Source organism: Microbacterium galbum, assembly GCF_032464915.1.
GTDB lineage: Bacteria > Actinomycetota > Actinomycetes > Actinomycetales > Microbacteriaceae > Microbacterium > Microbacterium galbum.
On the sequence record NZ_JAWDIS010000003.1, the window covers coordinates 521,754 to 535,940 of the forward strand.

17 protein-coding genes are annotated in these 14,187 nt (G+C 69.7%); 13 read left to right on the forward strand and 4 right to left on the reverse strand.

Going from position 1 to position 14,187, the window contains the following annotated elements; translation table 11 throughout:
* Positions 1 to 270: 270 nt before the first annotated feature.
* Complete coding sequence (locus RWH45_RS15285) at positions 271 to 453, reverse strand: hypothetical protein (protein ID WP_315995723.1); 183 nt, start codon at positions 451 to 453, stop codon at positions 271 to 273.
* A 129-nt stretch (positions 454 to 582) separates the two neighbouring features.
* Here RWH45_RS15285 and RWH45_RS15290 point away from each other — a divergent pair, with 129 nt between their 5' ends.
* From RWH45_RS15290 to RWH45_RS15300, 3 genes are all read left to right on the forward strand, one after another.
* Positions 583 to 996, forward strand: a complete 414-nt coding sequence (locus RWH45_RS15290; protein ID WP_315995724.1) for a PPOX class F420-dependent oxidoreductase — start codon at positions 583 to 585, stop codon at positions 994 to 996.
* Between the two features lie 194 nt (positions 997 to 1,190).
* Complete coding sequence (locus tag RWH45_RS15295; RefSeq protein ID WP_315995725.1) at positions 1,191 to 1,574, forward strand: DUF7882 family protein; 384 nt, start codon at positions 1,191 to 1,193, stop codon at positions 1,572 to 1,574.
* 41 nt (positions 1,575 to 1,615) lie between these two features.
* Complete coding sequence (locus RWH45_RS15300; protein WP_315995726.1) at positions 1,616 to 2,008, forward strand: TIGR03618 family F420-dependent PPOX class oxidoreductase; 393 nt, start codon at positions 1,616 to 1,618, stop codon at positions 2,006 to 2,008.
* A 3-nt stretch (positions 2,009 to 2,011) separates the two neighbouring features.
* Here the strand turns inward: RWH45_RS15300 and RWH45_RS15305 are convergent, their stop codons facing one another.
* Positions 2,012 to 3,163: an SLC13 family permease gene (locus RWH45_RS15305; protein ID WP_315995727.1), complete on the reverse strand. Its 1,152-nt coding sequence runs from the start codon at positions 3,161 to 3,163 to the stop codon at positions 2,012 to 2,014.
* An 82-nt stretch (positions 3,164 to 3,245) separates the two neighbouring features.
* On the opposite strand from RWH45_RS15305, the gene thrS reads away from it, so the two are divergent.
* From thrS to RWH45_RS15320, 3 genes are all read left to right on the forward strand, one after another.
* Positions 3,246 to 5,231: a threonine--tRNA ligase gene (gene thrS, locus RWH45_RS15310; protein ID WP_315995728.1), complete on the forward strand. Its 1,986-nt coding sequence runs from the start codon at positions 3,246 to 3,248 to the stop codon at positions 5,229 to 5,231.
* 107 nt (positions 5,232 to 5,338) lie between these two features.
* Positions 5,339 to 5,851, forward strand: a complete 513-nt coding sequence (locus RWH45_RS15315; RefSeq protein ID WP_315995903.1) for an HIT family protein — start codon at positions 5,339 to 5,341, stop codon at positions 5,849 to 5,851.
* 57 nt (positions 5,852 to 5,908) lie between these two features.
* Positions 5,909 to 6,514 (forward strand): hypothetical protein, encoded by a 606-nt coding sequence (locus tag RWH45_RS15320; RefSeq protein ID WP_315995729.1) that lies wholly within the window; start codon positions 5,909 to 5,911, stop codon positions 6,512 to 6,514.
* Between the two features lie 233 nt (positions 6,515 to 6,747).
* Here RWH45_RS15320 and pdxY read toward each other — a convergent pair whose 3' ends face one another.
* Together pdxY and RWH45_RS15330 are read right to left on the reverse strand one after the other, a co-directional pair.
* Positions 6,748 to 7,599, reverse strand: a complete 852-nt coding sequence (gene pdxY, locus RWH45_RS15325) for a pyridoxal kinase PdxY (RefSeq protein WP_315995730.1) — start codon at positions 7,597 to 7,599, stop codon at positions 6,748 to 6,750.
* Complete coding sequence (locus RWH45_RS15330) at positions 7,596 to 8,936, reverse strand: aminotransferase class I/II-fold pyridoxal phosphate-dependent enzyme (protein ID WP_315995731.1); 1,341 nt, start codon at positions 8,934 to 8,936, stop codon at positions 7,596 to 7,598. Before RWH45_RS15330 ends, pdxY begins: the two co-directional genes overlap by 4 nt.
* Positions 8,937 to 9,033: 97 nt before the next feature.
* Here RWH45_RS15330 and pdxS point away from each other — a divergent pair, with 97 nt between their 5' ends.
* The 7 genes from pdxS to RWH45_RS15365 all read left to right on the forward strand — a co-directional run bounded on the left by pdxS (position 9,034) and on the right by RWH45_RS15365 (position 14,167).
* The gene (pdxS, locus tag RWH45_RS15335) at positions 9,034 to 9,918 is read left to right on the forward strand and encodes a pyridoxal 5'-phosphate synthase lyase subunit PdxS (protein ID WP_315995732.1); all 885 of its coding nucleotides are present in this window, start codon (positions 9,034 to 9,036) and stop codon (positions 9,916 to 9,918) included.
* Positions 9,908 to 10,528, forward strand: a complete 621-nt coding sequence (gene pdxT, locus RWH45_RS15340) for a pyridoxal 5'-phosphate synthase glutaminase subunit PdxT (protein WP_315995733.1) — start codon at positions 9,908 to 9,910, stop codon at positions 10,526 to 10,528. Before pdxS ends, pdxT begins: the two co-directional genes overlap by 11 nt.
* Before the next feature lie 9 nt (positions 10,529 to 10,537).
* Positions 10,538 to 11,296: a YebC/PmpR family DNA-binding transcriptional regulator gene (locus tag RWH45_RS15345; protein ID WP_315995734.1), complete on the forward strand. Its 759-nt coding sequence runs from the start codon at positions 10,538 to 10,540 to the stop codon at positions 11,294 to 11,296.
* 48 nt (positions 11,297 to 11,344) lie between these two features.
* Positions 11,345 to 11,953 carry a crossover junction endodeoxyribonuclease RuvC gene (gene ruvC, locus RWH45_RS15350; RefSeq protein WP_315995735.1) on the forward strand — a complete coding sequence of 203 codons (609 nt, stop codon included), beginning with the start codon at positions 11,345 to 11,347 and terminating at the stop codon, positions 11,951 to 11,953.
* A gap of 4 nt (positions 11,954 to 11,957) precedes the next feature.
* Positions 11,958 to 12,578, forward strand: coding sequence for a Holliday junction branch migration protein RuvA (gene ruvA, locus RWH45_RS15355; protein WP_315995736.1), 621 nt, complete (start codon positions 11,958 to 11,960; stop codon positions 12,576 to 12,578).
* Positions 12,571 to 13,617: a Holliday junction branch migration DNA helicase RuvB gene (ruvB, locus tag RWH45_RS15360; RefSeq protein ID WP_315995737.1), complete on the forward strand. Its 1,047-nt coding sequence runs from the start codon at positions 12,571 to 12,573 to the stop codon at positions 13,615 to 13,617. Before ruvA ends, ruvB begins: the two co-directional genes overlap by 8 nt.
* A gap of 91 nt (positions 13,618 to 13,708) precedes the next feature.
* Complete coding sequence (locus tag RWH45_RS15365) at positions 13,709 to 14,167, forward strand: preprotein translocase subunit YajC (RefSeq protein ID WP_298872885.1); 459 nt, start codon at positions 13,709 to 13,711, stop codon at positions 14,165 to 14,167.
* The last annotated feature ends 20 nt before the right edge of the window (positions 14,168 to 14,187 follow it).

Genomic DNA, 14,187 nt, shown 5'->3' on the forward strand with positions numbered 1-14,187 from the left:
TGGGCGGATCGGCGTCACCGTGCCGAAGCCGACTTCGAGTTCCTCGTCGCTGAGGAACTCGTCCACCGGCGATGGCATCCCGGGCGAACCGGGGGAGTGGTCGTTCCCGCCGCCAGTAAGGGGGGCTGCGGAGTGCCTGGCGGCGGGAACGAGACGACGCTAACCCATGTCCACCGAAAGGGGGACACGAATCCACCGGTCTTGCGGCACCGTTGCGCATTCCTTGCGCCGGCGTTGAGGTTCGGCATAGTCGCCGCACAGGCGGGTCGATCAGATCACGTCGAGGCTCTCGAGATACTGCGCCACTCGCTCCTCGTCGACGACGTCCAGCGGCTGGCCGTTCACCCGGCGGACGGATGCCAAGGTCGTCATCGACTCGTTCGTCAATCCGAACCGGTACGTCTTCAGTGACACGACCACAGGCCCCACCTGCGGGACGTCATAGCTCCCCATGACCGCGAGCGTAGGGGCGCGGGAACACCACATGGAAGCGCTCCCATGAACAGTCTTCGCAATCCGGCCGCCCTCCGGCGTCTCGCGCAACCCCCGAGTGGGCTGTTCGTACCTCGCTAGCGTGGAACCATGACGGTCCCCGACACCCACTGGCGTGAGATCGCCTCGTCGCTCTTCGTTTCGCTCGGCACCTTTCGCAAGAACGGCGCACTCGTCGCGGTTCCGGTGTGGATCGCCCGCGACGGCGACGAACTCGTCGTCACCAGCGAGCGTTCCACGGGGAAGGTCAAGCGCCTGCGCAACGATCCGCGGGTCGTTCTGCGCCCCTGCAGCCGCATGGGGTCCATCGACCCGGATGCCATCACCGTCGAGGCGCATGCGCGCATCGCGGGGCCCGCGACCGACGATGACCGGGCCGATCGCGCCCTACGCCGGAAGTACGGCCTGCAGTTCCGCATCATCCTCGGCGTCGAGGCGCTGGTCCGGCGCATCCAGCGCAAGCCCGGTGATCGGGTGATCCTGCGCATCTCGCGCGCCGGCTGACGTTCGGCATCCGTCCGGGATGGACGCATCGCGCGACCCACTACCCCCGTAGCGACGGAGGAACAAGGGGGTTTGCGCCGGACGGCTGGATGGGGGACAGTGCACGAAGAGACGGCGATGGAACCCCGGCCATCAGCGTTCGACTTCTCGCCGAGAGATGCGCACTCCGGGGCGACGATCGCCCGGGGGTCATCATGGGCAAGTTCATCTACGACGGCGACGTCAAAGTCGATTTCGAGGACCGTCTCCTTGCGCACCTCCAGGCGGTGATCATGGCCAAGGTGCGTCGCGGGGAGTCCTTCCCCTTCACCTGGAAGGACGACATCAGCACGGGCGGAGGACGGACGACGGTGTACATCCACCCCAACGTCTCCCTGGTGTTCAAGTACCACGGCAGCCGGACGCCGCAGCTGAGCCCGGCATGGCTGCACGCGCTCACCTACAACGCCAACTCCGGGCGGGGCCTCTACGTCATCCCCGAACCCGACGAGTTCTCGCCGCGCGAGAGCCTGCAGCGGGAGGAGATGGTCTTCCGCGAGGTGCCGAACGAGCAGGCCCCCGCCCCCGCGCAGTCCTGAGAACGGGAATGCTCGGCGGTCGCGCGGCGGTTACGACTCGCATGACCTCCTGGACCGATGCGAAGCCCTTCTTCGAGACGAACGCCGTCGCCCACCTTTCCACCCTCATGGCGGACGGCTCTCCTCACGGGATCCCGCTGTGGGTGGGTGTCGACGGGGAGCGTCTCATGATCTTCACCGAGGTGGACACGCTCAAAGACCGCAACATCCGGCGTGATCCCCGCGTCGCCATCTCGGTGACCGGCACGGACAACCCCTACGCCATGGCGTTCGTTCGCGGCGAGGCGGTCGAACGCATCGACGGCGAGGACGCGCTGCCGTACGTCGACCGCATCTCGACCCTTTATACGGGTGAACCGTACGGCCTTCGCGACGGCCTCGCCGTGTGGTTCATCGAGCCGCGCAAGGCGTGGTCGCGCACCTACGAGGACTGACCCTCAGAGCGCGAGCGGCAGGACCCCGAGCAGCAGGATCAGGGGGGCGATCACGGCGCCGAGCACGATGAAGCGACTCCAGCGCACCTCGACACCCGCCGCCACGAGCCGGTCGTGCCACAGCAGCGTCGCGAGCGACGCCCATGGCGTGACGATCGGCCCGGCGTTGACGCCGATCAGCAGCGCCGCCAGACGCACGGGGGAGCCCGCGACGGATTCCAGCGCGAGGTACGCGGGCAGGTTGTTGATGCCGTTGGCCACGAGCGCCCCGACTCCGGCGAGCTGCCAGAGCGACCCCAGGTCGTCGCCCGTGCCCGCGAGCACCGAGGTGACCCGTCCGATGCCGAGGGCCTCGAGGGCTCCGACCGCGAGGAACAGCCCGCCGGCGAACACGAGCAACGACCAGGGCACCAGCCGGATGCCGAGGCTCTTCGGCGCGCGCAGGGCGAACGCGACGACCAGCACGACGGCAGCGGCGACCGCCGGCATCCACGGTTCGAGACCGACCACGAGCAACGGCAGCAGCGCGAGCGTGACGATACCCGCCACGCGCAGGAGAACGGGGTCCGAGACGGTGGGGGCGGCGGCATCCGGGTAGGTCCGGGGGAGACGACGGAGGAAGACGACCGTCAGAACCACCACCGACACCGCGATCGCGATGACCGCGGAGGGACCGAGCAGGGCCAGGAACGCCACCGGATCGTGTCCCCCGCCGAGGGCCTCGGATGCCAACAGGTTGGTGAGGTTCGACACGGGCAGCACGAGCGAAGCGGTGTTCGCGAGTACCACGGTCACGAAGGCGAACGGCAGAGGATCCATCCTGCGTGCGACCGCCATGGCCACCACGACGGGTGTCAGCAGCACCGCGGTCGTGTCGAGGGAGAGGAAGGCGGTCGCCACGGTCGCGAGCAGCACGACGAGAGCCCACAACAGGGCGGTACGTCCTCGCGCGATCTTCGCCAGACGCGCCGCGACCACGTCGAAGAGCCCCGCTTTGGACGCCAGTTCCGCCACGATCGTCACGGCGACGACGAAGAGCAGGATCGGCCACACGCGATCGGCGACGGCGAGGGCGTCGGCGGCGGGGAAGGCGCCGGTGAGCAGCGCGATGATCCCGAGGATCCAGAGCACGCCGCCGATGATGGCCAGAGTCACCGCTCCACTATGGGGCACGTCCGGTGCGATCGAGGCCACGCCCGCCCGGTAGCCTGGAACAGACCCCTTCAGGAGATGTTTTGTGACTGATTTCCCCGCCGATGGCTTCGCCCTCTTCCCCGACCGCTCGGTCGTCGCCCTGCGCGTGAACGGGGAGCTGAAAGACCTGGCCACGACCGTGACGGCCGACGATCAGGTCGAGCCGGTCACCATCGACAGCGCCGACGGTCTCTCGATCCTGCGCCACTCGACGGCGCACGTGCTCGCGCAGGCCGTCCAGCGTGTCAAGCCCCAGGCCAACCTCGGCATCGGGCCGCCGGTCACCGACGGCTTCTACTACGACTTCCAGGTCGACGAGCCCTTCACCCCCGAGGACCTGAAGGTCATCAAGAAGGAGATGGAGCGCATCGTCCGCGAGAACCAGCGGTTCGTGCGCCGCGTCGTCTCCGACGACGAGGCTCGCGCCGAGCTCGCCGACGAGCCGTTCAAGCTCGAGCTGATCGGGCTGAAGGGCGGGTCCGCCGAGGCCGCCGAGGGCGCGTCCGTCGAGGTCGGCGCCGGCGAACTGACGATCTACGACAACGTCACACGCGACGGCGAGACCGCGTGGAAAGACCTGTGCCGCGGACCCCACGTGCCCGGCACCCGTCTGATCGGCAACGGCTGGGACCTCACGCGTATCGCCGGCGCCTACTGGCGCGGTAGTGAGAAGAACCCCCAGCTGCAGCGCATCTACGGCACCGCGTGGCCCACGAAAGACGAGCTGCGCGCGTACCAGCATCGCCTCGAGGAAGCCGCGAAGCGCGACCACCGCAAGCTCGGCAAGGAGCTCGACCTCTTCTCGTTCCCCGACGAGATCGGTCCGGGACTCTCGGTGTTCCACCCCAAGGGCGGCATCATCCGCTACGAGATCGAGCGCTACATGCGCGAGCGCCTGCTCGCGAGCGGGTACGAGGTCGTCAACACCCCGCACATCACCAAGGGCGACCTGTTCATGACGAGCGGGCACCTGCAGTGGTACGCGGACGGCATGTACCCCCCGATGGTCCTCGACGAGGTCGTGGATGCCGACGGGCACGTCTCGCGGGAGGGCCAGGAGTACTACCTGAAGCCCATGAACTGCCCGTTCCACAATCTGATCTTCCGCTCGCGCGGACGCAGCTACCGCGAGCTCCCCCTGCGCCTCAGCGAGTTCGGGTCGGTCTACCGCTACGAGAAGAGCGGGACCCTGTCGGGCCTCACGCGTGTGCGCGGCATGACCCAGGACGACACGCACATCTACGTCACGGCCGATCAGGTGAAGGACGAGCTGACCCACAGCCTCGACTTCGTGCTGCAGACGCTCCGCGACTACGGTCTCAACGACTTCTACCTCGAGCTGTCGACCAAGGAGGACGGCAACCCGAAGTTCATCGGCGACGACGCCCTCTGGACCGAGGCGACCGAGACCCTCCGCGAGGTCGCCGAGGCCTCCGGACTCGAGCTCGTTCCCGACCCGGGCGGGGCGGCGTTCTACGGACCGAAGATCTCGGTGCAGGCTCGTGACGCGATCGGCCGCACGTGGCAGATGTCGACGATCCAGCTCGACTTCAACCAGCCGGAGCGCTTCGAGCTCGAGTACACGGGCCCCGACGGCGAGAAGCACCGTCCTGTCATGATCCACCGCGCGCTGTTCGGGTCGGTCGAGCGCTTCTTCGCCATCCTGCTCGAGCACTACGCCGGGGCCTTCCCCGTGTGGCTCGCGCCGGTGCAGGTCGTGGCCGTGCCCGTCGCCGCCGAGTACGGCGACTACCTGCAGGGCATCGTCGCCGACCTCAAGACCAAGGGCGTGCGCGCCGAGGCCGACCACAGCGACGACCGCATGCAGAAGAAGATCCGCACCCACACCACGCAGAAGGTGCCGCTCATGCTGATCGCCGGCGAGCAGGACCGCTCCAACGGCACGGTGTCGTTCCGGTTCCGTGACGGCACGCAGCTCAACGGCATCCCGGTCGACGAGGCCGTGGCGCGGATCACCGGCGCGATCTCCGAACGCACGCTCGTCAACACCGCCGAGGACCTGGCATGACGGACGATCCGGATGCCGCCGCGGCGGGCCCGTCGCCGGTGACCGGCGCGACGGCCCCCGTCGGCGGGTCCGGATCGCCGACGACCGACGCCGAGCTCGTCGACGCGATGACCCTGCCCGGCGTTCCCGACGAGTTCCAGCGCCTGTGGACTCCGCACCGCATGGCGTACATCTCCGCGGGGCGGGAACCGATGGAGCAGAACTGTCCGTTCTGCGCGGCGCCGGACAAGAGCGATGAAGACGGGCTGATCGTCGCGCGCGGGAAGACCGCGTACGTGCTTCTGAACCTCTTCCCCTACAACTCGGGCCATCTGCTCGTGTGCCCGTACCGTCACATCGCCACGTACGATCAGGCGACCGACGAAGAGGTGGCCGAGATCGGTGCCCTCACCCAGCGCGGAATGCGGGTCCTGCGGGCGGTGTCGAACTGCGACGGCTTCAACCTGGGGATGAATCAGGGAGCGATCGCGGGGGCCGGGGTGGACGCTCACCTGCACCAGCACATCGTTCCGCGGTGGGCGTCGGATGCCAATTTCTTCCCCATCATCGCCAAGACGAAGGCGCTGCCGCAGTTGCTCGGCGACGTGCGTCGGACGGTGTCGGAGGCCTGGAACGCCTGAACCGGCGTCATCCACAACCCCGCTCGGCGCGGGCGGCCGCCTGGTTATGGTGTTCCGATGAACGCTCGAAATCGCCCCTTCGTGCTCACGCTGACACTGACCGCCGTCGTCGTGGCGACAACCGCGTGTCTTCCGCTTCCGAGCCCGCTCGACCGCGGAGAAGCCGGTGAGGTGTCCGCGGCGACCCCCACCGCGGCGCAGCCGTCCACGCCCGGCGACGAAGCGACCGCCGATCCTGACGACTTCGCCGACGTCTTCGCCGAACGGGACGAGTTCTTCCGCGCGCAGCAGCTGCCGATGGATGGCACGCCGCTGGTCGCGGTGACACCGGCTCAGCAGGACTTCATCGCGCAGCAGCGCGCGTACGTCGAACAGCAGGGGCTCGAGTGGACGGCATCCGATGAGAATCTCGCCCTCGCCCTCGCGGGCGACGCGTGCGAAACCGCGATCCTGAGCCGTCATCAGGTGGACTCGTCGACGCTCATCGCCCACGTGACCACGTCGCCGCTGTTCGCTCAGCTCATCCCCGCCGAGCTCGACGGCGACGCCCGCACGCAGGCGGAGGCCCCGATCGCGAGCGTGATGGTCTTCGGGACGACGTTCCTCTGTCCCGACGACGGTACGCAGTGGGTGACCGCGTACCGCGAGGTGTACGGGGGCTGAGGCCTCGCCGCCCCGCGGCTCGCAGGTCGGGCTCGGTCCCTTCGACAGGCTCAGCGACATCCGCTTGCGCAGGTCACGCACGCGGGTCGGCGCCTTCGACAGGCTCAGGGGCTCCGCTCGCGCGGGTCGCGCACACGGACCGGAGCCTTCGACGGGCTCAGAGGACTCGACGGGCCGACGAGAGCAGAACCGGTGGCCGAGCCCGTCGAAGCGGCAGGGCCGTCGCCGGGGTGCTAGCGCACCTGGCGCACGGCGAACTGCAGGCGCGGGTGGGCGTAGGCCTCTTGCGACTCGACGAGACGCAGCTCGCGCGAGCCCGACTCGTACGTGTTCGACAGCAGGTCGAAGACGCTCGACGCGGTGCGGGCCAACGCGTCGGCCGCATCGCCGGAGCGGCGGTAGTGCGCGGTGAAGAGCGCCGCGGTCACGTCGCCCGAGCCGTTCGCCTTCATGGGGATGAGGGGGGTCTGCACGATCCAGGCGCCGGCATCGTCGATCACCATCATCTCGATGGTGTCGGCCTCCCGGTCGGGGCGCTCGACGCTCGTGACCAGGACCGTGCGCGGGCCGCGCTCGCGCACGAGATCGGCGGATGCCAGGGTCGAATCGATGCTCCCGGGCTCGGTGCCGGTGAGGAAGCCGAGCTCGAACTGATTGGGCGTGATGATGTCGGCCACGGGCACCACGCGCTCGCGCAGCAGCTCGGGGATGGCCGGAGCGACGAAGCAGCCCGACTTGGCGTTGCCCATCACGGGGTCGCAGGCGTAGACGGCATCCGGGTTGGCCTTCTTCACACGCGAGACGGCGTCGATGATGACGTCTCCGATGCCCTCTCCGCCCTGGTAGCCCGAGAGCACCACGTCGATCTCGGGGAGGACACCGCGGTCCTCGATGCCGGCGATCACGGCGGCGACGTCGTCGGGCGAGATGAGCGGTCCGCGCCACGCGCCGTAACCGGTGTGGTTCGAGAAGTTCACCGTGTACACGGGCAGCACCTCGACGCCGATGCGCTGGAGAGGGAAGACGGCGGCGGAGTTGCCGACGTGCCCGTACGCGACGGCGGACTGGATCGAGAGAACCTTCATGCCTCGATCCTTCCACTTCCCGCGTCCGCGCGGAGCACCCGGCACGCACGCGCGAGATCGTCGGCCAGGGTGCGCGCCGAGGCCTCGTCGAGGTCGTGCACGGTCAACCGCAGGAACGCGCCGTGGTCGCCGTCGCCGAGGAAGAACGGGTCGCCCTCGCGCACCAGCCACCCGCGGCGCATGAGGTCCTCGCGGACGCGGGCAGCGGCGACCGGGAGCGGCACCCACAAGTTGAGACCGTCGCCGGGGGAGACGGGGACCCCTCTCTCGGTGAGCGCGCGGGCAAAAGCGGCGTTGCGCTCGGCATAGTGCACGGCGGCACGTTCGATCCCGGCGCGCACCCCCTCATCGGTGACGAGCGCCAGGGTCAGTCGCTGGAGGATGTGGCTCACCCACGTCGTGCCGGGGGTGAGCCGCACCGCGAGACCGTCGGCGGTGTCGGCATCGGATGCCGTGACGGCCAGGCACGTGTCGGGTCCGAGGAACTTCGACATCGAGCGGATGCGCGCCCACCGCCGCTGCGCGGGGCCGATCACCGTGTGCAGCGGCGCGCGCGACAGCAGGGAGAAGTGGTCGTCTTCGATGACGAGCACGTACGGATGCTCGGCGAGCACCGCACGCAGCGCCGCGGCCCGGTCGGCGGTCAGGCTCGCCCCGGTGGGGTTGTGCGCGCGCGGGGTGACGACGACCGCGCGGATGCCGGCGGCCAGCGCCGCGCGGAGTCCCTCGACGGTCATGCCCTCGGCATCCACCGGGACGGGTACCGCGCGATAACCGCCGGTGCGCACGGTGTGCAGCGCCGAGAGGAAGCACGGGTCCTCGAGCGCCACCGCGTCGTCGCGTTGCAGCGCCTGCGCGAGCAGCCGCTCGATCGCATCACTCGCGCCGCTGGTGACGGTGATGCGCGTGTCGTCGTGGGGGAGCTGATCGGTCATCCACTGACGCGCCCACGCCTCGAGTCCGGGGTCGATGACCGGCTCGCCGTAGAGCACGGGACGCGCGGAGCGGGCGAGGGCCGCGGTCGGGTCGGGGATGAGGGCGGGATCGGGATTGCCCGTGCCGACGTCGCGCAGCACGGTGTCGGGCGCGTAGCCCTCCTGGGCCACGGCGGCGCGGTCGGCCACCCGGGTGCCGCCTCGACCGCGCGCCTCGACGAGCCCCGCCTGCGCGAGCTGGCGATACGCCGCCACGACGGTGTTGCGGTTCACGCCCAGCTCGGCCGCGAGCGTGCGGACGGGAGGGAGAAGGGTGCCCGGGGGCAGCTCGCCGCGTTCGATGCGCGTGCGGAGCCCGGCGGCGATCTCGGATGCCGAGCGCCCGGTGATGTCGATGGTCATGTGCCCCCCGGAGTCGACGTCCAGCCTATGTCCTGAGCCATGCTACGGTTTGGCCTAAGCCAATAGATCGCGCCCCGAAGCGCGGAACGGAGCAGTCATGACCGACACCGGAACCTCCCGCGTCAAGCGGGGACTCGCCGAGATGCTCAAGGGCGGCGTCATCATGGACGTCGTCACCGCCGAGCAGGCCCGCATCGCCGAAGACGCGGGCGCGGTCGCCGTGATGGCGCTCGAGCGCGTGCCCGCCGACATCCGCGCCCAGGGCGGCGTGGCGCGCATGAGCGACCCCGACCTGATCGACGACATCATCGCTTCGGTGTCGATCCCCGTCATGGCCAAGGCGCGCATCGGCCACTTCGTCGAGGCGCAGATCCTGCAGGAGCTCGGCGTCGACTACATCGACGAGTCCGAGGTGCTCTCGCCCGCCGACTACGTCAACCACATCGACAAGTGGAACTTCACCGTGCCGTTCGTGTGCGGCGCGACCAACCTCGGCGAGGCGCTCCGGCGCATCACCGAGGGCGCGGCGATGATCCGGTCCAAGGGCGAGGCCGGCACGGGAGACGTGTCGGAGGCGACGAAGCACATCCGCACGATCCGCTCGGAGCTCAACGCCCTGCGCGCGAAGACCAAGGACGAGCTCTACGTCGCGGCGAAGGAGCTGCAGGCCCCGTACGACCTCGTCGCCGAGATCGCGGAGACCGGCGAGCTGCCCGTCGTGCTCTTCACCGCCGGGGGAGTGGCGACTCCCGCCGACGCCGCCATGATGATGCAGCTCGGCGCCGACGGCGTGTTCGTGGGCTCGGGCATCTTCAAGTCGGGCAACCCCGCCCAGCGCGCCGCGGCGATCGTCAAGGCGACCACGTTCCACGACGACCCGAAGATCGTGGCGGAGGCGTCGCGGGGACTCGGCGAGGCGATGGTCGGCATCAACGTCGCCGACCTCCCCGCCCCCCACCGCCTGGCCGAGCGTGGCTGGTAACGGTCCCCGCGTCGGCGTCCTCGCCCTGCAGGGCGATGTGCGCGAGCACCTCGCCGTGCTGACCACCCTCGGAGCCGACGCGCAGCCCGTGCGTCGGCCCGAGGAGCTCGCCGCCGTGGAGGGCCTCGTGCTCCCCGGCGGCGAGTCGAGCGTCATCGACAAGCTCGCGCGCGCCTTCGGCCTGTTCGACCCGATCCGCCAGGCGATCACCGACGGGATGCCGATGTACGGCACCTGCGCCGGGCTCATCCTCCTCGCCGACCGCATCGACGGCGCCATCGCCGGCCAGCGCACCTTCGGCGGAATCGACGCGCGGGTGACCCGCAACGCCTTCGGCTCCCAGACGCAGTCCTTCGAGACCGACCTGGAGGTGCCCGCGCTCGGCAGTCCGCCGGTGCACGCGGTGTTCATCCGCGCGCCCGCGGTCGTGGAGTGGGGCCCGGATGCCGAGCCCCTGGCATCCCTCCCCGATGGGCGCGTCGTGGCGATCGAGCAGGGGGCGCTGCTCGGAACGGCGTTCCATCCGGAGTCGACGGGGGAGACGCGCTTCCACGAACGGTTCCTGCACCGCGTGCGCAACCGACGCGGCGCAGGCCGTGTCGCACCGTAAACTGGACCAATGTCCGGACATTCCAAATGGGCCACGACCAAGCACAAGAAGGCGGTCGTCGACGCCCGCCGCGCGAAGTCGTGGGCCAAGCTCATCAAGAACATCGAGGTCGCGGCCAAGCTCGGCGGTGCCGACCTGCAGGGCAACCCGACCCTCTTCGACGCCGTTCTGAAGGCCAAGAAGACCTCGGTCCCCAAAGACAACATCGATCGCGCGATCAAGCGCGGCGCGGGCATCGGCGGCGAGGCCGTCGAGTACGCCTCCATCATGTACGAGGGCTACGGTCCCAACGGCGTCGCGTTCCTCATCGAGTGTCTGACCGACAACAAGAACCGTGCGGCCGCCGAGGTGCGCACAGCTCTCAGCCGCAACGGCGGCACCCTCGCCGATCCGGGCAGCGTCGCGTACAACTTCAGCCGTAAGGGCGTCATCGTGGTCCCCGCCGAGGGCACCAGCGAGGACGACGTCATGCTCGCGGTCCTCGAGGCCGGCGCCGAGGAGGTCGAGCCCCACGGCGAGGGCTTCGGCGTGATCACCGAGGCGAGCGACCTCGTGTCCGTGCGCAGCGCCCTGCAGGACGCCGGGATCGAGTACGACTCCGCCGACGTCGAGTTCGTCCCCTCGCTCAAGGTGGAGGTCGACGCCGACACCGCCCGCAAGGTGTTCCGCCTCATCGACGCGCTCGAAGACAGCGACGACGTGCAGAACGTCTACACGAACTTCGACATGACGCCCGAGGTGCAGGCCGAGCTCGAGAACGACGAGTAAGGGCGCGCCCTTCTCCGCGACACGGCCCCTGCGCTTAGCGTGGGGGCCGTGTCCCGTTCTCTGCGCGTCCTCGGCATCGATCCCGGCCTCACGCGCTGCGGTATCGGGATCGTGGACGTCTCGCCGAACCGCACCGCGTCGCTCGTGCATGTCGGCGTCGCGCGGTCGGCGCCCGGCGACCCGATCGAGAAACGTCTCGCGGCCATCGCCGTCGGCATCCGGGAGGTGCTCGTCGCCCACCAGCCGGACGTGGTCGCCGTCGAGCGCGTCTTCGCACAGAACAACCGGCACTCGGTGATGGGAACCGCACAGGCGAGCGGCATCGCGCTGCTTCTGGCCGCCGAGCACGGACTGACCGCGGCGACGCACACCCCCAGCGAGGTGAAGGCGGCCATCACGGGGTACGGCGCCGCCGACAAGGTGCAGGTGCAGACCATGGTCGCGCGCGTGCTGCGCCTCGACACGCTGCCCCAGCCGGCCGACGCCGCCGACGCGCTCGCGATCGCCCTCTGCCACGCCTGGCGCGGCGGCCCGGCGACCCCCTCGGCGGAGGCCGCCCTCACGCCTGCTCAGCGGGCCTGGCGGGATGCCGAGAAGCGACGTTCTCCACAGCCCCGTGTCGCTCGAACACATGTACGAACGCCCGGCGTAGGCTGATCGCATGATCTCTTCGCTGCATGGGTCGGCGGCGCACGTCGCCGACGATTCGCTCGTGGTCGTCGTCGGAGGCGTGGGCTTCTCGGTCGCCGTGACCGCGCAGTTCGCGCGGACGGTTCACCTCGGCGACGATGTGCACCTGCACACCAACCTCATCGTGCGAGAAGACGCCCTGTCCCTCTACGGCTTCGAGACGCGGGAAGAGCTCACGGTCTTCACCCAGCTCATCAGCGTGACCGGCGTCGGACCGAAATCGGCCCTCGGGGTGTTGTCCTCCCTGACCGTGCCGCAGATCGCGCAGGCCGTCGCCGACGACGACGACGCTCCCTTTCGTCGCGTGTCGGGTATCGGCCCCAAGACCGCCAAGCTCATCGTCGTGCAGCTCGCCGGGAAGCTCGCCGTCACGCCCGCGTCCGCGCCCGCCGCCGTCGCGCCGCACGGCCAGATCCCCGTCCAGGTCACCCAGGCGCTCATCGGCCTCGGGTGGACCGAGCGCACCGCGGCCGAGGCCGTGGCATCCGTCGCCGAGAACGCCTCCGAGGCCGACCGCGCCTCCGTCCAGGCCCTGCTGCGCCTGACGCTGGCGCTGCTCGGTCCGGCACGGAAGGAGAACGTGGGTGGCTGACGTCCGCGACGCCGGCACCCCCGACGACGAGACCGAACTCGCGATCGAAGGAGCCCTCCGCCCCACCTCGCTCGCAGAGTTCGTCGGTCAGCAGAAGGTGCGCGGGCAGCTGCAACTCCTGCTCGATGCCGCGCGCATCCAGCAGCGCTCGCCCGACCACATCTTGCTGTCCGGCCCTCCTGGGCTCGGTAAGACCACCCTGGCCATGATCGTGGCGCATGAGAGCGGACGTCCTCTGCGCCTCTCCAGCGGGCCGGCGATCCAGCACGCGGGTGACCTCGCGGCGCTGCTGTCGTCGCTGACGCCGGGAGAAGTGCTGTTCATCGACGAGATCCACCGGATGGCGCGCTCCGCCGAAGAGATGCTGTACCTGGCGATGGAGGATTTCCGCATCGACATCATGGTCGGCAAGGGGGCGGGTGCCACGAGCATTCCCCTCGACCTGTCTCCGTTCACCCTGGTCGGAGCGACCACGCGCGCGGGCCTGCTCCCCAACCCCCTGCGGGACCGTTTCGGCTTCACCGCGCACCTGGAGTACTACGAACCCGAAGAACTCGAGCAGGTGGTCTCGCGGTCCGCGGCCATGCTCGACGTCGGCCTGCCGGGTACCGCGCGCTCCGAGATCGCCCGACGTTCGCGGGGCACGCCGCGCATCGCCAACCGCCTGCTCCGGCGCGTGCGCGACTACCTGGTGGTCCACGGCCCCTCGGCGGGCGCCGAGGACGGTGATGCGGACGTGCGCACGGTCGGCGCCGCCCTCGATCTCTACGACGTGGATGCCATCGGGCTCGATCGCCTCGACCGAGCGGTCCTCGACGCCGTCGTGCGTCGATTCCGCGGCGGACCGGTGGGTCTCAGCACGCTCGCGGTGGCCGTCGGCGAAGAACCCGAGACCATCGAGTCGGTCGTGGAGCCCTACCTCGTCCGTATCGGTTTCATGGGACGCACGCCGCGCGGACGCGTCGCCACCCCCGAGGCATACGACCACCTCGGCGCCCCTCACCCCGACGGCCTGCTCCGGTTCAGCCAGGGGTCATGACCTATACTCGGCGAGGGATTCCCCGACCCCCGCTTGACTCACGCTAGGCAGTGCCGCACGGCGCGCCTGACTCGAAAGGTGCACCGCCTCGATGGATATCGCCCGGTTCTTCGCTGATTACGGCATCGTCATCCTGCTCATCGCCCTGCTGATCTTCATGTTCTACAGCTCGCGGCGCCGCATGCAGAAGCAGAAGGCGGAGCTCGAGAAGAAGTCGCGCGAGACCGTTCCCGGCGCTGAGGTGCTCCTGCAGGGCGGCCTCTACGGCACCGTCGTCGAGTACGACGGCGTCGACCTCGACAAGCCCGCCCTGGTCGAGATCGCCCCCGGTGTGGTCATCAAGGTGCACAGCCAGGCCGTGCTGCGCATCGTCGACCCCGCTCAGGGCGCCGTCACCGAAGACGAGTTCATCGAGGCGGAGGAGACCGAGGCCGAGTACGTCGCCGGGGTCGCCGACGGCGACATCACCTCGATCAGCGACGACCAGCGCGCCGCCCGCCAGCACGCGGCCGACCCCGACCAGACCGACAAGGACCGCCCGCAGGCCTGACGCCCGCTCCGCCGTTCCCG